Origin of the sequence: Bradyrhizobium sp. (assembly GCF_027451485.1) — a bacterium.
Classification (GTDB): Bacteria; Pseudomonadota; Alphaproteobacteria; order Rhizobiales; family Xanthobacteraceae; genus Bradyrhizobium.
This window is the reverse complement of the sequence record NZ_DAIDJE010000025.1, coordinates 39,176-59,050: the sequence shown is the minus strand read 5'-3', so window position 1 is coordinate 59,050 and position 19,875 is coordinate 39,176. Positions and strand designations below refer to the sequence as shown.

The following is a 19,875-nucleotide window of genomic DNA, read 5'->3' as shown; positions in this document are numbered from 1 at the left end:
GGTCGTGGCGGCCCGCCCGGCAACGCCCGCTATCTAGCGGAGTTCACCGGGCCAATCTAATGTTGTTTTTGAGGTTTTTGCTTCGGTCGGGGGCCGAAAGAACGCCAAAAAGCGCCGAATCTGGGCCGCTGGTCGCCGAGCCGGCTTATATCCGGCGCTGATGACGCAGCTGTGAGGAGAATGCAGCCGCCGCGAGCGCAAGCTGTATCACGATACCTAAATTAACGCTGAGAACGGCATATTGTCTGCCGCGACGCGTACCGGTTCGAGTCGCCTTTCCTATCCGGTCTTTTTTTGACACAAAGCCCTGCACCCACAGGTTCAAAGCCTTGGTGTAGATATTGCAGCGCGGGGACCACAAATATTGGCCGACGTCCTGACCGGGCGCCGCGCCAAAATGAAGGTAGCTTACTTTGCGTAACGGCCATCCAATGGAAGTCTTTCTAGCGCAACCTCGCGGGTTTTGCGCGGGTGTCGTGCGCGCTATCGAAATCGTCGAGCGTGCGCTCGAAAAGTACGGGCCGCCGGTCTATGTCCGGCATGAGATCGTCCATAACAAATACGTCGTGGAGAGCCTGAAAAACAAAGGCGCGATCTTCGTCGAGGACCTTTCCGAGGTGCCGGCCAACGCCGTCACGGTCTTTAGCGCCCATGGCGTGGCGCGGAGCGTCGAAGAAGAGGCCGCCTCACGCGGCCTGCCCGTGCTGAACGCGACATGTCCACTGGTGACCAAGGTTCACAACCAGGGCAAGCGCTACATGTCCAAGGGGCGCTCCCTCATCCTGATCGGCCACGCCGGCCATCCCGAGGTCGAGGGAACCATGGGGCAGGTTCCAGGGCCCGTTCTGCTGGTCCAGAATGTCGAGGACGTCGCGGCCCTGACCCTGCCCACCGACGCTCCCGTCGCCTATATCACCCAGACCACGCTCAGCGTGGACGACACCAAGGACATCATCGCGGCCCTCCGCGAGCGATTTACAGATATTCAAGGCCCTGACACCCGGGATATCTGCTATGCGACACAGAACCGCCAATCTGCGGTAAGGGACCTCAGTAAACTCGTGGATGTTATCCTGGTGGTCGGGGCCACCAATAGTTCCAATTCAAACCGCTTGCGTGAAATCGGCACGGAAGTCGGCGTTCCGAGTTACCTGATTGCCGATGGCAGTGAGCTCAATCCGGAATGGCTGAAGGCGGCCAGGGCGGTTGGCATCACCGCCGGCGCTTCGGCGCCAGAGGTGCTTGTTGATGACGTGATTGAGGCCTTGCGACGCATCGGACCAGTCAAGCTTTCGGTGCTGCCGGGCCGCGAAGAAAATATCGAATTTCGGCTTCCCGCCGAATTGGCTGCGGGCTGATTTATTCCTCATCCTGGATGCAGAAAGACACGTAATGGCTATACCGTTCTTCAAGGAAATTCGCATCGGTGGCTATCTGATGAAGCAGAAACTGATGGGCCGGAAACGGTTTCCACTGGTGCTGATGCTGGAGCCGCTGTTTCGCTGCAATCTTGCTTGCGTCGGTTGCGGCAAGATCGACTATCCCGATGCCATTCTCAATCGGCGGATGACGCCGCAGGAGTGCTGGGATGCAGCCGATGAATGCGGGGCCCCGATGGTGGCGATCCCCGGCGGCGAACCGCTGATCCACAAGGATATCGGCGAAATCGTCCGCGGCCTGGTGGCACGCAAGAAATTCGTCTCCCTCTGCACCAACGCGCTGCTGCTCGAGAAGAAGCTCCACCTGTTCGAGCCGTCGCCCTATCTGTTCTTCTCGGTCCATCTCGATGGCCTGAAGGATCATCACGACAAGGCGGTGTCCCAGGAAGGCGTGTTCGATCGCGCCGTCTCGGCGATCAAGGCCGCGAAGGCCAAGGGGTTTGCGGTCAACGTCAACGCAACGATTTTCGACGGACATTCGGCCGAGGACATCGCGAAGTTCCTCGACTTAACGACCGAACTCGGCGTCGGCGTGTCGATGTCGCCGGGCTACGCCTATGAGCGCGCGCCGGACCAGGAGCACTTCCTCAACCGGACGAAGACCAAGAACCTGTTCCGCGACGTGTTTGCGCGCGGCAAGGGCAAGAAGTGGAATTTCATGCACTCCGGCCTGTTCCTCGACTTCCTGGCCGGCAACCAGAGCTACGAGTGCACCCCGTGGGGCATGCCCGCCCGCAACATCTTCGGTTGGCAGAAGCCCTGCTACCTGCTTGGTGAAGGCTATGCCAAGACCTTCAAGGAGTTGATGGACACGACGGATTGGGACAGCTACGGCACCGGCAAGTATGAGAAGTGCGCCAACTGCATGGCGCACTGCGGCTATGAGCCGACCGCGGCGAACGACGCGTTCAAGAACCCGTTGAAGGCGCTCAAGGTAGCGCTTGGCGGCGTCCGTACCACGGGGCCGATGGCGCCCGAAATCGATCTCAGCAAGCAGCGCCCGGCGCAGTACATCTTCTCGGAACAGGTCCAGAAGAAGCTGTCAGAGATCCGCCGTGACGAGGCCCTCGCTGCCCAGCAGAAAGCCTCGACAGCCGCGTAAGGAGCGCAGCGCGCGGTTGAAATCGATCCCGGTCGTGACCAGGTCACGCAGCGTCCGCGGGTTTCGCGCGACGCTGCGCAGCACCTTGCGCAGGTCGATATCTCCGTTCGGCTTGATGGCGCCCATGGCGAGCGGCGGCAGAGCCCGATGCGCCGGATCGCTGACGACGCGCAGGGCGGCGAATGGCAACCCAGCATTGGTCGCATATTCCGCGGCAATGTGGCTTTCCATGTCGACTGCAGCAGCCCCTGTCTCAAGGTGCAACGCCTCCTTGAGATGACGCTCGGCAACCAGTTCCTCAGTCCCTGCCAGACGCCCCCTGACGACTCGGCGGCGCCCGAGACCGAAGCCGGCGATCAGATGGTCTTTCAGCGCCAGGTCGGCCAGCCAGCGGGTGTCGCCAGCCAGCACTTCCGTCGCCACCACGATGTCGCCGGATTTCAAGGTAGGATCTAGGCCGCCGGCCACGCCGAAGCTGATCACGCCGCGGATCGTGGTGGGATCGAATACCGTCAGAAGCGAGCGCAATTGCTGCGGATCGCTACTGCTACAGATAACGGTCATTCCAGGGCCGGATGCGATCCGGGCCTCCTGCACAAGTCCAGTCACGATAAGCACCGGCCGCGGGTCCACCTTGCCCACGGACGCGCCAACCCCTGCCCCCAATCTCACATTCCGACCCCTACCACCCTGCTGTTGGTCTTTCGCAAATTCCGATACCGCGCCAATGCCCAGAGCGGAAAGAATTTCGAATAACCATGATAACGCAGATAAAATACCCGAGGAAAGCCCGTCGCCGTATAGCGTTGCTCATCCCACAAGCCCTTTTGGGTCTGTGTGGTCATGAGGTACGCCACCCCACGGGCAACGGCCGGATTTTCGACCTCGCCCGCCGCCATGAGGCCAAGCAAAGCCCATGCCGTTTGCGAGGCCGTTGATGGGCAGCCGTCAAACCCCTTCTTGAACTCCTTATAGTCGAGTCGGTAGCTGGTCGCATGCTCTCCCCAGCCGCCATCGGCGTTCTGCACCGATACCAGCCACCGCACGGCCTTCTGCACCATGGGGTCTTGATGATCAACCCCGGCAGCGTTGAGGGCGCAGAGCACCGACCAGGTACCGTAAATGTAGTTCAGGCCCCAGCGGCCATACCATGATCCTTCCGCGAGCTGGGTGCTCCGCAGGTAGGCCACCCCTGCTGCCACCGCGGAGCTCGTCTCGGCGTTTTCGCCGAGCTGGGCCAGCATGGAAATGCAGCGGGCCGTGACGTCCTCGGTCGGGGGGTCCAGCAAGGCGCCGTGATCGGAGAACGGGATGTTGTTGAGGTAATATTCGAGATTGTTGACGTCGAAAGCGCCCCAGCCGCCGTTCTTGCTCTGCATCCCCTCGATCCACTCGCGGCCGCGGGCAATCGCCGCGTCATAGGCCGGGTTCGGCATGCCCCGTCGCGCTCGGTCCATGGCCATCACGACGACGGCGGTGTCGTCGAGATCCGGATAGTGGGCATTGTTGTACTGAAAGGCCCAGCCGCCCGGCCTGGTCTGCGGAGCGCGGACGGCCCAGTCGCCTTTTACGTCGAGAACCTGTTTGGGCAGCAGCCAATCGAGCCCCTGCTTGGCCGGTGCCAGCGCATCCTCGCTTCCGGCTTCGAGCAAGGCGTGGCAGGTAAGCGCGGTGTCCCACACGGGCGAGACGCAGGGCTGGCAGTACGCTTCCTCCTCGCCGACCACCAGGAGCTTGGCGAGGCCGTTCCGCTGCGTGACGCGCGGCGGATAGTTCGCGTCCTTGCCGAGAGCGTCATACATCATGACGGCGTTGGCCATCGGCGGGAAAATCGCACCGACGCCGTCTTCGCCGTTGAGCCGCTCCTCGATAAAGGCGACCGCCGCATCGATCGCGCGGGCGCGCAGCTTTTTCGGAAACAGCGGTTCGATGAACCGCAGCATTTTGTCCAGTGCGCTGAACAAAAGATACCAGCCCCAGCTCTGGTGCGGCGCCTTCGACACCATCCCGATAGAGCGCGGGTCCTCCAGGAACAACTCGTCGATGCCTACGCCCTTGGGATTTTTAGCCCGCGGCTTCAGCGCACCAAGCACCAGAAGCGGCACCAGCGTGGTTCGGGCCCAATAGGAAATCTTGTTGAGATGAAACGGGAACCACAGCGGCAACAGGGTGATTTCAACCGGCAGGACCGGCACCGCACGCCACGTCGTAATGCCGAACAACGCGAACATGAAACGCGTGAAAACGTTGCTCTTGGCCGCACCTCCACGCGCATGGATCGCCTCTCGCGCGCGCACCATGTGCGGCGCGTCGATCGGATCGCCAACCATCTTCAGAGCGAAGTAGGCCTTGACGCTCGCGCTCATGTCGAAGTCGCCGGCATGGACCAGCGGCCAGCCGCCATGGTCGCCCTGGATGCGTCTCAGGTATCTGGCAATCTTGGCCTCGAGCGCCGTATCGGGCGACTCGCCGAGATAATGAGCGAGCAGCACATATTCGGCAGGGATCGTGCAATCCGCCTCAAGTTCGAACACCCAATGGCCGTCCGACTGCCGGTGCCCCAGCAGCGCCTGTGTCGCCGAACGGATGCTCGTCTCAATGTCGTTTGCCGCCTCAAGCTTGTTCGTTGCAGCCTGCATCAGATTCGAAATCTCCTGCTTTGCCCGCCCGCTTAGGAGGGATGCAAATGTTAGGAACCGGACTACTAGCCCTCAGAGAGGACAAGATCGGCCGCGCGGTCGCCCGACCGCACCGAACCTTCGATGGTTGCCGGCAACCCCGTATCAGTCCAATCGCCGGCAAGAAACAGGTTTTTGAAGGCTGTCACGGCGCCCGGCCGCAACGCATTCTGTTCCGGTGTCGCCGCAAATGTGGCACGGCGCTCGCGCACAATCTGCCAGGCCGGCATTTCAGCCGTAATCCCGCAGGCTCGGCAGATATCCTGCCAAATCGCCTGCGCGAGCTCCTCACGCGGCTTGTCGACCAGCCGGTCGGCACCGCTGATCGTGATCGACAGGCGCTGCGGGAACGCGAAAAGCCATTCCACGAGCCCTCCGATCACCCCCAAAATAGGCGGCTGGCCCTGCGGCGGCTCATAGCGGAAATGGGCGTTCACAATCGCGTGGAATTTGGTGGGCGTTTTCAGGCCGGGCAGCAGCGAAGCTGCGGCGCGGGGCGGCACGGCCAGCACGACAGCATCCGAAGGCGCAAGGGATATCGTCTCGTCGCCAAAGCTTAGCTTGCTGATGCGACCCGCGGCATTGTCGAAGCTGCGAAGCTCTCGCCCGTACTGGATCGCAGTCCCCTTGTCCTGCAACAGCTGGATCGCCGGGTCGACCAGGACCGCGCTCAACCCCTCGCGCGCGATCAACGGCCGGCAGGCCTGACCACCGGCGAGGAGCGTCTCCCGCACGATCGCCCCGGCAAGGCCCGCCGATCCCTCCGGCGGATCGATGTTGAGGGCCGCCAGAAGCAGCGGCTGCACCAGTCGCTGGTACAGCACGCCCTCGCATGGGATGGCATCGCCGACGAGTCTCTGAGGCGACGACCAGATCAACGGCGCGAGGGCCAGATAGTCTCGCAAGCTTGTACCCGGCACGCGCCGCGCGTCATCAAAGACCCACAGCGGCAGGCGGCTGTCGCCCAGATCGAGCTGCCAGCGCTTTCCGGTCTTCAGATCGACGAAAGGAAACTGGGCGCGCTTCGGGCCCACAAGGCCGGCCTCGGAACCGATCGATCTGGCATAAGCCAAGGCGTGGCGATTGCCCGAGAGCAGAAGATGATTGCCGTTATCGATCGTCAGATTGGTTGCCGCGTCGAAATAGGAACGGCAACGCCCGCCCGCCTGTTGCGTGGCCTCGTAAAGGTTGACCTTGTAATTCGCATTGGCGAGCCTGACGGCGGCCGACAAACCGGAAATTCCGGCGCCTATGATGTGGGCAACTTTTTGCATGTGACGGATGAATCGAAAAGCGTGGGCGTCAGAAAAAGCCGTAGCGGAGCAGAATCGAAAGCTTGGCGATCTTGGTCAGACGGACCGGCGCGCGGGGGTTAGCGAACCCGCGCGCAACAAGCAATTGCAGAATCGCGCCGTAGTACTTCGACATGATCCGTGGCGCACGTACCGCGTGGCGGGAATTGCGGGCCATGATGGCCTCGGATTTGGCAAAATGGTCCCTTGCCTGGTCCACCAGCGGGGCGCAGACCTTCGGCAGTGCCGGATCGGCCGCAACGGTACGCGGATCGGTCGAGGTGATCCCCGCCTGCGCCAGGCCTTCCTTGGGCAGATAAAGCCTTCCGAGCGCGGCATCTTCGTCGATGTCGCGCAAGATGTTGGTGAGTTGCAAGGCGCGGCCCAAATGATGCGCGAGCTGGATGCCGTCCTCTCTCGGCATGCCGAACACCCGCACCGAGAGCCGCCCGACGGCGCTTGCGACGCGATCGCAATAAAGGTCAAGCGTCGCCATGTCCGGCGCCCTGATGTCCTGCGGGACATCCATTTCCATGCCGTCGACGATGGCGAGAAAATCGTCGCGTTCCAGTCCAAACCGCTGCACCGAGGGGACGTAATCGCGCAGCCGCGCCGGCGGACGGCCCTGATAGAGGGCGTCGATATCTTCACGCCACTGTTGCAGCGCCGCCAGCCGTCGTTCGCGCGGACCGTCGGAATCGGCGATGTCGTCGACTTGGCGGCAAAAACTGTAGATCTGGAACATCGCCTCCCGCTGCTCCTGCGGAAGAAGGCGCATCGCGGCGTAGAATGAACTACCTGACGCCGTCGTCCCGTAATTCGGATTGGCTGCGGCTGCCTGTCCCGTCATGCGCCGGCCGCCGATTTTGAAACGGGGCGACGTCCGGTGAGGCGGCGGATGGATTCCCCCGCCATACCGCCGAGGCTGAACGCGAGCAGTTCGACCGGATTGAGGTGCACCCGCTCGGATAAGGGGTCCCGCACCTTGAGAAGCCGAACGATCCTGTCTGCAAAAGACTGGATGACGGAAATTTCCAGTCCCAGCCGGAAGTCCCTGACCTGTTCGGGAAGCGTTCTGCCTTGGTCGAGCAGGGCTTCATTACGCGCAGCCAGCGATTGCAGACATTGCAGCAGCGACGGCGCGGCGCGCGGTTCACCCAACTGTTCGACAGAAGCGCCCGCAGCGGCGAGCGCATCGCGCGGCAGGTAGACGCGGTTGAGAGTTCTGAAGTCCTTACCGCAGTCCTGAAGATGGTTGTTGATCTGCAAGCCAGCGCAGATTGCATCCGATGCTGTCCATGTGGATGCGCTTTCGCCATGCACGTCGAGCACGAACCGTCCGACCGGCATCGCCGAGTACCGGCAATAATGGATCACTTCGTCCCACGTCTCGTAACGAAGCTTGGTCACGTCCATGCGGAAGGCGGTCAAGAGGTCGAGCGCATGGCGCGGGGGCATTTCCCGCTCCGCCAGCGCCCGGCGCAGATTGACCGCCTCAGCCTGGCTCTCACCCTTGCCGAGCAGTTCGGCTTCCAGAAGGTCGAGAAGCGCGAGCTTTTCGTCGCCGCTCAAGGTCGCGTGATCGGCAATGTCGTCGGCGGTTCTGACGAAATTATAGAAGGCGAGAATCAGCGCCCGATGTCGCGGATGAATGATCCATGACGCGACCGGAAAATTCTCGTCGCGATGGCCTTTGCCGGATCGCCATTCGCTCGCGTTGGTCATGTTGAAGCTGGCTACGCTGATTCGGGGGTTTGCTGCGCGGGAGATCCCGGCATGCGTGGAACTCAAGCCCCATATAGGGGAATAAGTCCCCAAAACCAATGCCATCCAATGGAGGCCAGGCAAGCCAAAGCCGCCCCCGTCCGGGGGCGGCCTGCTTTCGAACGCAGCTTTTCAGGCCTCTACTGGCCGTGGTCGACCAGAACCCGGTCGCAAGCCTTGGTGAGCTTGGGGCGATTCTGCTGGAGACAGGACAGGACAATCAAATCAGGCTGATCCATCATCGAGCGACAGTATTTCTGGACGTCGTGAGCGCAGGCCTTCTGCTCCTCCGGCGTTCCGCTGTGTTGGTCGGCAATCGCCCCGCCGGAAACCGACAGCGACAGGAGAGCGGCTACCAAGAGAGATTTACGCATTGTGTTCCTTTATCCTTACGGCAGAGATTTCCAGCCCGAATAGCACGAGGCATCAGCGGGGTGCAGACCATCGAAGATTGCGAAGGCTGCCGGCAACCAGAAGCGCTGGCAAATACGGCCAAATTTGCGACGACCATCCTCCTAAATTGCGACCCTCGAACGTCGATTCCAAGGAGTGTGTAACAGACTGGTATGACAGGACATTCCTGCAAATCTGGCGCTGGACAATCGTCGCGCGGCGAGATGTTTACAATAACTGAAGTCCCGTGCGCTTCGCGAGCAAAAAACGCGATTGCCGCAATTTGTCTCAGCCATGCAGGATTTTCCAAGAGGTCACGGCGGGTTCGGCCGGATTTTTGAACCAAATCCCGAGCCGAAGCACCAAACCACATGCACGGCAGTCTGTCGTGTCCAGGAACGTCACGATCAAGGGGGTTCAGCATGAGACGCTTGGGTTCAGGCCTGTTCGCGCAGGCCGCCAAGGCAAGCGCCGCCGCCGCCATATTGATTCTGTCGACATCGGCAGGACACGCACAGGCGCGTCCGTTTGCGGGCTTTGATGGAGCCTGGTCCGGCAGCGGTACGATTGCGCTGTCGGACGGCTCGACCGAACGCCTGCGCTGTCGCGCAGACTACAAGGTCGACAATACCGGCCTCGCGCTGAAGCAAACCCTCCGCTGCGCCAGCGACAGCTACAAGTTCGAGCTCGCAAGCGACGTTACAAGCCAGAGCGGTCGCATTTCCGGCCAGTGGAGCGAGACGAGCCGCAACATTTTCGGCAGCCTGCAGGGAACCGCTGGCGGCGGCAGGATCGACGTGATGGTCGAGGCGCCCGGCTTCAGCGCGAGTCTGACATTGCGGGCCAACGGCAACAGGCAGACCGTGCAGATCAACTCCAAGGGAGACATCCGGGGCGTATCGATCACGATGGTGAAGAGCTAAGACGTTCTCAGCCGTTCCCGCCCGGTTGCTGCGCCGGTCCGTCGGAATGCGTGATTCCGCGGATCCGTTGCGACAGCGTGATCAGGAACATCGCCGTGGGCCGCAGGATGAAGAGGTCGGCGACCAGCGCCGCCACCATAGAAAAGGCGCTGAGCCAACCGAACAGGCGTAGCGACGGCAAAGCTGAAAATACGGTGACGACAAGACCACAGGCCAGCACCACGGTGGTCAGGATCAATGCGGGCCCCATCAGCACGGTCGCGCGCTCCACCGCGACATCAGGCGTGACGCCGGGCTTCGATTCCTGCCTCAGGCGGTTGAGGAAGTGAATGGTGGCGGAAAGCCCCAGTCCAAACGACACCGTGAGTGCGACTACGCTGGCAAATTGCAGCCCCTCGCCCAGCAGCCAGAGCAACGTGCCGGACAACACCACCGGGAAAATTCCCGGCAGGATGCAGGCGAACATCACAACCACCGAACGGAAAGCGAGCCCGATGAAGATGGCGACGAGCGCGAATTCAATGGTCAGACCGTGGTTGAGCTTTTCGATCATGTTGGCCGAATTGCGTGCGGCGATCGCCGAGAGGCCGGTGACGGCTATCTCGTAGCCCGGGTGCGCCTTGCGCACGGCGTCCAGGCTATGATCGAGCTTCTCGACTACGGGAAGGATCCGGCTGGAATCAAGATCTGGCACCCTGCCCGACACCACCACCGCGTCCTGATTGGCGTCGATAAAGCGCTGCACCAGATATTTCGGAATGACATCGACATATTGCTTCAAGGTAGCGACGTCGGACTTGCCGGTCTTCTCCGCGAGCCAGCGCCGCAGCGTTTCCAGCGACCAGACATTGCCGACACCGGCCTGTTTCTCGACAGCAGAATGAACCTCGGCGATCGTTTGCAGCGTCTCGGGAGCATAGAGCGAGGCGCCCTTCGGCAATTCGATCAGCACGTCGATCGCATTGGCGCCGGTCAATTTCTTGTCGAGAAGCCCGCTTGCGGCGACAGCCTGCTGCTTGTCCGGCACCTGATCGGCCAATCGATAGCGCGGCTCCAGATTGGCGTAGATGGTCGCCAGGCCGCCGACGAACAATACGGCGATCAGGCTGAACAGGCCGGGGCGACTGACCATCCGCACCGCAATCCAGTAACAGAAATTCCGCAGCATCTGCACGCCGAGGTCGGCACTCCGGAATTTGACGGCGAATATTCTTTCGTTCCGCACAAAAAGTACGCCGAACACCGGCACCAGCGACAACACCGCGACAAGTGCGATGATCGTCGCTGCAAGTCCGGCCTCGCCGAACTTGCGGATCAGGTCCGAATTCGAGAATTGCAGGGCAATGAACGAAATGCCGGCGGTGGCATGCGTCAACACGCAGGCGGGTCCAACGACCAGCACGGCGTTGCGGAACGCCGTGAACTTGTCCTGCCCCGCAATCAGGCGATCGCGAGCGGCAAAGGTCAGCTGCATTGAATCGGAAAAGCTGATCACCATGATGAGCGGCGTCATCACGTTGAGAAACATGTTGAGGCTGAAACCGGCCCACCCGAGACCGCCCAGCGCAAGCAGGATCGCGATGATCGGCGGAAACGCGGCCACCACCATGAACGATATCTTGCGGAAGAAGATGATGGCGATGACGCAGCCGGCCAGAATGCCAAGAATGTTGTAAGTGAGACCGTCTCGCTCGACCGCATTGCGGATTTCCAGCTGCATCACCGGAACGCCGGATAACTCGACTTTGAGGCCCGTATCGCCGAGATCGTCCGCCATGAGCTTCCGGATGTCGCCGACCGTCGGGCCAAGCTTGTTGCTTTGGACAACATCGGGCTCGAGCGACAGCACGATCAGCGCCAGCGTGCCGTCTTCGGACAGCAGTTTGCCGCGGATGAGTTCGTTCGACTTGACCGTCTCGATGAACCTGTCATAGGCGGCGCCTTCCGGCAGCTGGGCGGGAAACAATGCAGCCGGGAATTTGCCCGGCGCCGGCGCCTGGCGAGCAGAGAACAGCGAGATCAGACCGCGCGTGCCCTCGACCAGTTGCAGATCGGTGACGAAGTCGCGCAGTTTTTCCAGATTTTCACGCGCGAGCAGGTTCTTGCCTTCGACGACGACAAGCACGTCGAATTCGGTCGCCGGGAAGCGTTTGATTTCCGATTCATATTGCCGGTATTCCCTCGAATCCGACCGGAAGAGCTGGCTCAGGGAATCGTCGATCTTGATACGCTGGATTCCGAAAATCGCGCCGACGACGAGCGCGAACAGAATGATGCAGGATACGATCGGGGCTTTGACCGCAATGAGCCCTATCCGCTCCAGCCCGAAGGCGATGCTGGACGTCGGCCACTGTTCGATTTGCTCGACGTGAACTTCGCTGTCGCTGTTCTTTTCGAGCATGCCCTGTCCAGTTCTCACCTCCGCTCAAATAGCCGCAAGCCGGGTGACTAACAAGCTCCTGATAAGGGATGGAGCGCCGCAATGGTTGTTGAAAACATGCGGCGATTTCTCAGGCTCGGTTTAGCAGTTCTCGAAGGTTCCCGGCAAGGAGCGCCCCCGCGGCCAGCGCGGCCACCACCTACTCCTCCACGAAATTTTCACCTTCGCGTGAATCGGGGAAGGCGAAGCCCGTCTGAACACCGCTCTCGTCCTTCAGCGAGATACCCGTGAGGCCCCGAGCCAGGCCTTCGCGAATCAACCAGGCGATCTTTGCAGCCGCTTCATCGTAGCCGAGCCCTGCGCCGTGAATGTTGGAAACGCAGTTGCGCCTTTCATCCGTCGTCCCGACGCCCGGGGCAAAAGTCAGATAGACCCCGAGGCTGTCCGCCGCCGAAAGACCCGGCCGCTCCCCGATCAGCATGACGGTCATGCGCGAACCAAGCATCTCGCCGATCTCATCACCCAACGCCACGCGTGCGCCTGTTGCAACGACGGCGCGGGCGACGCCGATACCATCCACCGCTACTTGGGGGAGCAGCTTGCGCAAGAGGGCCATCGCGTGCGTATTGACTGCGCCCGGCGAAAGGCCGTCGCCGATGACGATCACGAGCCCACCGGGCCGACCGGGATGGCTTGTGAGCCTGGCTTTGGAATCGTCATCCAGCCTGCGTCCGAGGTCCGGGCGAGCGAGATAGTCCTTGCGTCCGGGCGCCCGGCTCGAAACACGTATAGGATTCAGACCGAGACCGGCGAGCCCCTCAATGAGGCCATCGGCGTTAAAGGCCGCATGGACCGCGTCCCGTGCCCTGGCATGGTCGAGGGCAAATTCAAGCAGCGCCTTGGTCGGCAAGCTCGCGCCGGCGAGGCCAAGCGCCACGCGCGCAGGCGTCAGGTGGCGCAAGCTCCCAAGGGACGGCAATTGCGGTGCCTCGGCCTTCATGAGACCCTACTCCGCAGGGACGGAAGCCTCGCGCAACCGCATCGAATAGTTCGACGCATTCTGCTGACCGCCGGAAGCTGCGCGCGCGAACATGATGAGGTGGTGACCGACTGTCAGCGCCTCGATCAGATGCTCGATCTCGCCGCGGGCGAGACGCCGCAAGGCGAACTTCCAGAATTCAAGCTTGTAGTCGCCGAGAACGCCAACTCTCCAGAAGATGTTTCGCAGCATGATGAGACCAAGCCTGATGTTAGGCCATGTCGATCGTTTGTCCGCCGGCGGCTTGATCCGTTTGCTATAGGTTTGGCGGATTTGAAATTCATAGCGCTGCAGCAGCTTGGCGGGTTCATAGGCTGCGCCCATGCACCTGCGCCAGGTGCCGACGACTTCGTCATACGGCATGCGGAAATCGACGTTGGACTCCCGTCCCTCATCGTCGATCAAACGATTTTCCCTGGCCAGGCGATCCCAGAGCGGAGTCTTCGGCAGTGCCTGGAGCAGGTTGATGGTGAGGAGCGGGATTTGCGACGCCTCGATGAACTGCATCAGGTGGTCTTCGGTCTCCGGCTTATCGGTATCAAGCCCGAGAATGATTCCCGAGACGACTTCCATGCCGTAGCTGTTGATGGTTCGGATGCCCTCCATGATGGGGACCATCATGTTGTGATCCTTGTGCATCGCTTTCAGCGCCGCCGGATCCGGCGTCTCGATGCCGCAGAAAATCGTGCAGAAATAAGCCTCGCGCATTCCAGCCAGGATTTCCGGCCGCTTGGCGATGTTCAATGTCGCTTCACAGGAAAAGCGCAGGACGAACCCGGTCTTCTTCTGCCATTCGATCAGGTGCGGCAGCAGCTCAAGCGTCGCCTTGCGGTTGCCGATGAAATTGTCGTCGACGAAATAGACCGACCCACGGATGCCGCATTCAAGGAGCTTGTCGAGTTCGGCCGTGATCTGCTCAGGCGTTTTCAGGCGCGGGTTGCGGCCATAGAGCCCGGGGATATCGCAAAACTCGCACTGATACGGACATCCGCTCGAAAACTGAATGCTGCCAAGAAAATAGTGCTTGAGATCGGCAAGCTCATACGCGGGGAGCGGAAAACTGGCCATGTCGAGACGGTCGGCGGTCTTGAGCACGACCTGTTGTGCGGGGCGCGAGCAATCGCGCGCAAGACGGGCGATCAGCTCATCGGTTGCATCACCCAGTTCCCCGACATGCAGATAGTCGAATGAGGGGTAGTAATCGGGACAGGCGCTGACCGACGGTCCGCCGATCGCGGTCGGCAGATCGAACGCATGCGCGCGCTGACAAATGTCGTTCATCTGGCGCCGCTGAATATGCATACCGCTGACAAAAACGGCTTCCGCCCACGCGAAGTCCTCGTCGGTCGCGCGACGCATGTTTTCGTCGATGAACCGGACCTGCCAGTTCTCAGGCAGATAGGCTGCTATCAGCAGCAGTCCCTGGGGCGGCATGAAGGCCCGCACACCATCGGTCAACGGGTAGGCGTGTTCAAACGAGCCAAAGGATGGCGTGTAACGCGGAAAGACACACAAGATACGGCGCACCGTGTCGACATTTGCAGCTCTCATCGCTCCCCTCTGCGCCGTTACTTTCACCTAAGTTAATCACGCAACCCGCAGGCTGAACCACCAATTTTTCAGGATTGTGGCTGCAGTCTAACCCAGCATCGAGGAGAGAGTTGCAAACGTCGCAGATAGGCTTGCGACAGTTCTCAGGCAATCATCCGGCGGGCAAATTCGGGCAACAAATCACTGTTACCGACCAGCCGATGATTCATATCCACAAGCCCCGTGCGGAACAGCCAGTCGTCGAATTCCGGTGCACGCTTCAGCTTGAACAGATCCCGGACATAGAGAGCATCGTGGAACGACGTCGATTGATAATTCAACATCACATCGTCGGCGCCCGGCACTCCCATGATGAAATTAACGCCGGCAGCCGCCAGCAGGGTCAGCAGGTTGTCCATGTCGTCCTGATCGGCTTCGGCATGATTGGTGTAGCAAACATCCACGCCGAGCGGCACTCCGAGCAGCTTGCCGCAAAAGTGGTCCTCCAGACCGGCGCGGATGATCTGCTTGCCATCGTAGAGGTATTCCGGGCCGATAAACCCTACGACACTGTTAACCAGCAGCGGGTCGAACGCACGCGCGACGGCATAAGCGCGTGCCTCACACGTCTGCTGATCGAGGCCATGATGGGCATTGGCGGACAGCGCCGATCCCTGCCCTGTTTCGAAATACATCACGTTGTTGCCGACTGTGCCGCGACCAAGCGAGCGGCCGGCATCGTGAGCTTCGCGCAGCAATGCGAGGTCGACGCCAAAGCTTCGATTGGCCGCTTCCGTGCCTGCGATCGACTGAAAGATGAGATCGACCGGTACCCGCTTGGCGATCAGCCGAAGCGTCGTCGTGATATGGGACAGCACGCAAGCCTGGGTAGGCATTTGCAGCCGGCCGATGATCTCGTCGAGCAGATGCAACAGCCTGCCGATGACGGCGGGATCATCGCTTGCCGGGTTGATGCCGATGCAGGCATCGCCCGCCCCCAGCAGGATGCCGTCCATTACAGACGCGGTGATTCCCTTTGCGTCATCGAAGGGGTGGTTGGGCTGCAGCCGAACGCTCATCCGCCCGCTCAAGCCGATCGTATCGCGAAAGGCGGTCACGACCTCGCATTTCTTGGCGGCCAGAATCAAATCCTGATTGCGCATCAGTTTCGAAACGGCCGCCGCCATTTCCGGCGTAATCCCCCGCGCAATGGCCTTGAGCGCATCCGGGCCGGCATTTCCCGAGAGCAGCCAGTCACGAAACGATCCAACCGTCAGCGTGGCGATGGGAGCAAAGGCCTGCGCATCGTGACTGTCGACGATCAGCCGGGTCACCTCGCAGACCTCGTATGGAATGACCGCCTCATTGAGGAATTGCTTGAGCGGAACATCCGCCAGCGCGATCCGGGCAGCGACCATCTGTTCGGCGCTTTCGGCGGCGAGCCCTGCAAGGCGATCGCCGGAGCGGGGTGGGCTCGCTTTAGCCAGGAGATCGCGAAGATCAGCGAAGACGTAGGCCGTGCCGCCGATGACGTGCCGATAGGTCATGCTCGCTCCGGACCGTCAGCGATGCCAGCAAAATCCTTCTACTAGGCTAACATGTTGCGATGCACCTCGCGACTATGACCGGAGCGCTCGGCGCTGCCAATTGCCTAACCTGTTGCTGCCAACCGGCAATTTAACTCATTGGAGTGTCAAGGATTTTTTAGTCCTCGGAATTGGCATGCAAAATGCCAAACTCAGGTTGAAACGGTGTCATGGTGCCTAAAACAGCATGAGATTTACAATTTCTAGAGGAAAATTTCACATAGTTTCGATCACGCCAGCACTTGGTGACTGGCCTCTGCGGGGCGGGGGAGCCCAATATCATGACGTCTATTGCGCCGTCGGGCTCCAAAGCATCGAGCGTTTCGCTCGCTTTCAAGCTTTATTCGGTTTTTGCCCTGTTCGCGGTTCTGACCGCTGCGATCACGGTGCTCTCCGTCTACAATACCCGGCGCGGCGCCGCGCTGACCGAGGCCATTGAAACCGCGAGCCAGGCCGCGCTCAATGTCGAGCGCGTCAACTCGCTGGTCTATGCGGTGGTGATGGAATCCCGCGGCATTTACATGTCGACAGACCTGCCGGTCGTGAAAAAATACGGCGACGGCCTGCACAAGTTCAGTAGCCAGCTGCTTGAGGTCGTCAACAAGTGGCAATCCATCGTCCAGGAAGACGACCGCGAGCAATTCGCCGCCTTCAAGAAGCGCATCGATACTTTTGTCGAATTCCGCAACGAACTCGTCCGCCGCGCCATCGAAGTCAGTCACGAGGCCGGCCGGGAATGGGGCGACAACGAAGCCAATCGAAACGTGCGCAAGGCACTGAACAAGGATCTGGAAGCGCTCTCGAAGGTCTATGCCGAACGCAGCAAGACGATTGCCGAGCAGACCGAGGTCAATCGTCAGCTGGCTTTCCTCCTGACTTGTCTTGGCGGGCTGGAGCTGGTTCTGGTCGCTGTCGGCATCTTCATCATCGCCCGGATGGTGGCGCGGCCGCTTTCGGTAATTACCACCACCATCAAGCAGGTTGCCGAGGGTGCCGAGGGCATTGAGGTCCCGCACACGGAACGGCAGGACGAAATCGGCGCATTGGCCCGGGCGATCGGTATTTTCCAGCAAGCCATGGATCGCAACCGCAATCTCAATTCGCAGGTGATCCTGGATTCCAAGGCGCGTGATGAGCGCACGCGCCAAATTGAAACTTCGGTTGAATCGTTCCGCGACGCCATCGGCAGCGTGCTGGGCGCTGTGAACGACAATGCCTCGGCGATGCGCGATACGGCGCAGTCGATCTCCAGCGTTGCATCCGACGCCAGCGGGCGGGCGACTGCCGCCGCACGAGCGACCGAACAAGCGTCCAGCAATGTCTTTGCCGTTGCGAGCGCCGCCGAGCAGTTGTCGGCTTCGATCGAGGAGATCGGCCGCCAGGTGCGGCAGTCCGCCGAGGTCGTTGAACAGGCCGGCCAGCGCACCGAAAAATCGGTTGCCGAAATTGAGAGCCTGGCCGCTGCGACCCAGCGCATTGATGGCGTGCTCAACCTCATTCAGGCGATCGCCGAGCAGACCAATCTTCTGGCGCTGAACGCCACCATCGAAGCCGCCCGCGCCGGCGAGGCTGGGCGCGGCTTTGCCGTCGTAGCCCATGAGGTCAAGGCGCTGGCCGGCCAGACCGCCAAGGCCACGTCGGAAATCGGCCAGAACATCAGCATGATCCAGGCTTCGACGCGCAATGCGGTCGAAGCGGTGCGCGAGATCGGCACTGCCGTACGAGAGATCAACGACGTCACGAGCAATATTGCCGGGGCGGTCGGACAACAAGACGCTGCCACCCGCGAAATCTCGCAGAACGCCCAGCTCGCGGCGGATGGCAATTCGACGCTCGTCGCCAACATTGGATCGCTCAACGATGCGATCGCGAACACCAACAAGGGCGCCTCGTCGGTGCTCTCTGCCTCGACCGACCTGGCGTCAACCGCCGAACGGCTGTCGCGCGAAGTCGAAAAGTTCTTCCAGGATCTGCGGGCCGCGAGCGGCAATTCCGCGCGGACGATAGCCGGCCACTAACCAAGGCAAGCCAGTCCTCGCTCATCTTATCGGACGGCGCGCCACGCAAGGCCCGTCGATAAGGCGAGGATAACGAATGCGGCAGGCTCGCGCCGGCCGTGGCCCGCACCACCATTCGCTTTCCTACATCGTCGCGCCGAGCACCCAAGGTGCGAATTCGGCGCCGCCAAAATCGAAACTCTCGCTCTTGGTCGGCCGGCCGGAGGCAGTCTTGAGCATCAGGTCGAAAATGCGCTCGCCGCATTGCTGTACCGTCTCCTCGCCGTCGAGGATGGTGCCGCAATTGACGTCCATGTCGTCTTCCATGCGCTTGTACATGGGGGTGTTGGTCGCAAGCTTGATCGACGGCGCCGGCTTGCAGCCGAAAACGCTGCCGCGGCCGGTGGTGAAGCACACGAGATTGGCGCCGCCTGCCACCTGTCCCGTCGCCGCGACCGGGTCGTAGCCGGGCGTATCCATGAAGACAAAGCCCTTCTTGGTGACGGCTTCCGCATAGTTCAGTACGTCGACCAAATTGGTGCTGCCCGCCTTCGCCATCGCGCCGAGCGATTTTTCCAGGATGGTCGTCAGGCCGCCGGCTTTGTTGCCGGGGCTCGGATTGGCGTTCATCTCGGCGCCTTCGCGCGCGGTGTATTCTTCCCACCAGCGCATCAGCTTCACGAGCTTTTCGCCGACCTCGCGGCTGACCGCGCGCCGGGTCAAGAGATGCTCGGCGCCATAGGTCTCCGGCGTCTCCGACAGAATGACCGTGCCGCCGTGGCTAACGAGAAGATCGCTTGCTGCCCCGAGCGCCGGATTGGCCGACACACCGGAGTAGCCGTCAGAGCCGCCGCATTGCAGGGCAACCGTCAATTCGCTCGCCGGGACCGCCTCGCGCTTGACCCTGTTGGCGTCGGCGAGCGCCTCACGCACGAACGCCACGCCGGCCTCGACCGTCTTGCGCGTGCCGCCGATCTGTTGAATTTCCAGTTCACGCAACCGGCCGGCGAGCTTCTGCTCCTGCATCATCCCGCCGATCTGGTTGACCTCGCAGCCAAGACCCAGCACGACGACCGCGGCGAAATTCGCATGCCGCGCATAGCCGCCGAGCGTCCGGCGGAGAAGCGCGAGCGGCTCGTCCTGGGTCATGCCGCAACCGGTCTTGTGGGTGAGCGCGACCACGCCGTCGACATTGGGAAAGTCGGCCAGCGGATCATCCCCGGTGAACGGGTTCTTCCGAAACACATCCGCGACCAGACCGGCGACATGCGCACTGCAATTCACCGATGTGAGGATGCCGATATAATTGCGGGTCGCGACCCGTCCGTCGGGACGGCGGATGCCCTCGAACGTCGCCGGCAGATCGAAATTCGGCACGGGTTTCACATCGACGCCGAATGCGTAATCCTTGGCGAAGTCGCCCATCCCGCAATTCTGCGTATGCACATGCTGGCCCGGCGAAATCGGTGCAGTGGCAAAGCCGATGATCTGTCCATAGCGGCGAACGGGCTCGCCGACCGCGATCGGCTTGACCGCGACTTTATGACCGGCCGGAATGCGTTCGACCGTAGTGACGCCGTCCGCCACCCCAAGGCCGGGCGGCAGGCTCGACCGGGCGATCAAGACGCCATCATCAGGGTGCAGACGAATGACGGGTGACGGGGCCATGATTAATCTCCTCTGCAACGGCGAACGAAGGTGCGAATACGGAGCGACGGATAGCGAACAGCAAGGATCTGTTCGCTAGTCCTT

At 61.3% G+C, this 19,875-nt stretch carries 15 protein-coding genes; 4 read left to right on the top strand and 11 right to left on the bottom strand.

The features are described from left to right. The first annotated feature begins 431 nt into the window (after positions 1–431). Together ispH and hpnH are read left to right on the top strand one after the other, a co-directional pair. A complete protein-coding gene (ispH, locus tag NEZ08_RS03775) occupies positions 432–1,358 on the top strand; it encodes a 4-hydroxy-3-methylbut-2-enyl diphosphate reductase (protein WP_298103690.1) in 927 nt (308 codons plus the stop codon). Positions 1,359–1,392: 34 nt separating this feature from the next. Beyond that, entirely contained in the window at positions 1,393–2,541 is a 1,149-nt protein-coding gene (gene hpnH / locus NEZ08_RS03770; RefSeq protein ID WP_298103687.1) for an adenosyl-hopene transferase HpnH, read from the top strand. Here the strand turns inward: hpnH and NEZ08_RS03765 are convergent. The 6 genes from NEZ08_RS03765 to NEZ08_RS03740 all read right to left on the bottom strand — a co-directional run bounded on the left by NEZ08_RS03765 (position 2,482) and on the right by NEZ08_RS03740 (position 8,649). Beyond that, the gene (locus NEZ08_RS03765) at positions 2,482–3,207 is read right to left on the bottom strand and encodes a phosphorylase (RefSeq protein WP_298103684.1); all 726 of its coding nucleotides are present in this window, start codon (positions 3,205–3,207) and stop codon (positions 2,482–2,484) included. The genes hpnH and NEZ08_RS03765 overlap by 60 nt on opposite strands. 2 nt (positions 3,208–3,209) lie before the next feature. Beyond that, complete coding sequence (gene shc, locus NEZ08_RS03760; RefSeq protein WP_298103681.1) at positions 3,210–5,180, bottom strand: squalene--hopene cyclase; 1,971 nt, start codon at positions 5,178–5,180, stop codon at positions 3,210–3,212. 65 nt (positions 5,181–5,245) lie between these two features. After that, complete coding sequence (gene hpnE, locus NEZ08_RS03755) at positions 5,246–6,493, bottom strand: hydroxysqualene dehydroxylase HpnE (protein WP_298103679.1); 1,248 nt, start codon at positions 6,491–6,493, stop codon at positions 5,246–5,248. A 28-nt stretch (positions 6,494–6,521) separates the two neighbouring features. Beyond that, entirely contained in the window at positions 6,522–7,361 is an 840-nt protein-coding gene (hpnD, locus tag NEZ08_RS03750) for a presqualene diphosphate synthase HpnD (protein ID WP_298103678.1), read from the bottom strand. Then, a complete protein-coding gene (gene hpnC, locus NEZ08_RS03745; protein WP_298103676.1) occupies positions 7,358–8,236 on the bottom strand; it encodes a squalene synthase HpnC in 879 nt (292 codons plus the stop codon). Before hpnC ends, hpnD begins: the two co-directional genes overlap by 4 nt. Before the next feature lie 179 nt (positions 8,237–8,415). Further along, a complete protein-coding gene (locus tag NEZ08_RS03740; protein ID WP_298103674.1) occupies positions 8,416–8,649 on the bottom strand; it encodes a hypothetical protein in 234 nt (77 codons plus the stop codon). A 441-nt stretch (positions 8,650–9,090) separates the two neighbouring features. Here NEZ08_RS03740 and NEZ08_RS03735 point away from each other — a divergent pair, with 441 nt between their 5' ends. Next, positions 9,091–9,591: a hypothetical protein gene (locus NEZ08_RS03735; protein WP_298103672.1), complete on the top strand. Its 501-nt coding sequence runs from the start codon at positions 9,091–9,093 to the stop codon at positions 9,589–9,591. A 7-nt stretch (positions 9,592–9,598) separates the two neighbouring features. Here the strand turns inward: NEZ08_RS03735 and NEZ08_RS03730 are convergent, their stop codons facing one another. From NEZ08_RS03730 to NEZ08_RS03715, 4 genes are all read right to left on the bottom strand, one after another. Further along, complete coding sequence (locus NEZ08_RS03730; protein WP_298103670.1) at positions 9,599–11,992, bottom strand: MMPL family transporter; 2,394 nt, start codon at positions 11,990–11,992, stop codon at positions 9,599–9,601. Positions 11,993–12,170: 178 nt separating this feature from the next. Next, positions 12,171–12,971: an ethanolamine ammonia-lyase subunit EutC gene (gene eutC / locus NEZ08_RS03725; protein WP_298103667.1), complete on the bottom strand. Its 801-nt coding sequence runs from the start codon at positions 12,969–12,971 to the stop codon at positions 12,171–12,173. A 6-nt stretch (positions 12,972–12,977) separates the two neighbouring features. Beyond that, a complete protein-coding gene (locus tag NEZ08_RS03720; RefSeq protein WP_298103664.1) occupies positions 12,978–14,561 on the bottom strand; it encodes a B12-binding domain-containing radical SAM protein in 1,584 nt (527 codons plus the stop codon). 143 nt (positions 14,562–14,704) lie between these two features. Beyond that, a complete protein-coding gene (locus NEZ08_RS03715) occupies positions 14,705–16,087 on the bottom strand; it encodes an ethanolamine ammonia-lyase subunit EutB (protein WP_298103661.1) in 1,383 nt (460 codons plus the stop codon). 320 nt (positions 16,088–16,407) lie between these two features. On the opposite strand from NEZ08_RS03715, the gene NEZ08_RS03710 reads away from it, so the two are divergent. After that, positions 16,408–18,144, top strand: a complete 1,737-nt coding sequence (locus NEZ08_RS03710) for a methyl-accepting chemotaxis protein (RefSeq protein WP_298103659.1) — start codon at positions 16,408–16,410, stop codon at positions 18,142–18,144. A 123-nt stretch (positions 18,145–18,267) separates the two neighbouring features. Here NEZ08_RS03710 and NEZ08_RS03705 read toward each other — a convergent pair whose 3' ends face one another. Then, the gene (locus NEZ08_RS03705) at positions 18,268–19,791 is read right to left on the bottom strand and encodes a UxaA family hydrolase (protein ID WP_298103656.1); all 1,524 of its coding nucleotides are present in this window, start codon (positions 19,789–19,791) and stop codon (positions 18,268–18,270) included. Between the last annotated feature and the right edge of the window lie 84 nt (positions 19,792–19,875).

Coding starts and splice junctions, on each gene's coding strand:
- NEZ08_RS03715 (WP_298103661.1), bottom strand. CDS start 16,087: ATGACCTATCGGCACGTCATCGGCGGCACGGCCTACGTCTTCGCTGAT.
- NEZ08_RS03730 (WP_298103670.1), bottom strand. CDS start 11,992: ATGCTCGAAAAGAACAGCGACAGCGAAGTTCACGTCGAGCAAATCGAA.
- hpnC (WP_298103676.1), bottom strand. CDS start 8,236: ATGACCAACGCGAGCGAATGGCGATCCGGCAAAGGCCATCGCGACGAG.
- hpnE (WP_298103679.1), bottom strand. CDS start 6,493: ATGCAAAAAGTTGCCCACATCATAGGCGCCGGAATTTCCGGTTTGTCG.
- shc (WP_298103681.1), bottom strand. CDS start 5,180: ATGCAGGCTGCAACGAACAAGCTTGAGGCGGCAAACGACATTGAGACG.
- NEZ08_RS03735 (WP_298103672.1), top strand. CDS start 9,091: ATGAGACGCTTGGGTTCAGGCCTGTTCGCGCAGGCCGCCAAGGCAAGC.
- NEZ08_RS03710 (WP_298103659.1), top strand. CDS start 16,408: ATGACGTCTATTGCGCCGTCGGGCTCCAAAGCATCGAGCGTTTCGCTC.
- hpnH (WP_298103687.1), top strand. CDS start 1,393: ATGGCTATACCGTTCTTCAAGGAAATTCGCATCGGTGGCTATCTGATG.
- ispH (WP_298103690.1), top strand. CDS start 432: ATGGAAGTCTTTCTAGCGCAACCTCGCGGGTTTTGCGCGGGTGTCGTG.
- eutC (WP_298103667.1), bottom strand. CDS start 12,971: ATGAAGGCCGAGGCACCGCAATTGCCGTCCCTTGGGAGCTTGCGCCAC.
- NEZ08_RS03720 (WP_298103664.1), bottom strand. CDS start 14,561: ATGAGAGCTGCAAATGTCGACACGGTGCGCCGTATCTTGTGTGTCTTT.
- hpnD (WP_298103678.1), bottom strand. CDS start 7,361: ATGACGGGACAGGCAGCCGCAGCCAATCCGAATTACGGGACGACGGCG.
- NEZ08_RS03740 (WP_298103674.1), bottom strand. CDS start 8,649: ATGCGTAAATCTCTCTTGGTAGCCGCTCTCCTGTCGCTGTCGGTTTCC.
- NEZ08_RS03705 (WP_298103656.1), bottom strand. CDS start 19,791: ATGGCCCCGTCACCCGTCATTCGTCTGCACCCTGATGATGGCGTCTTG.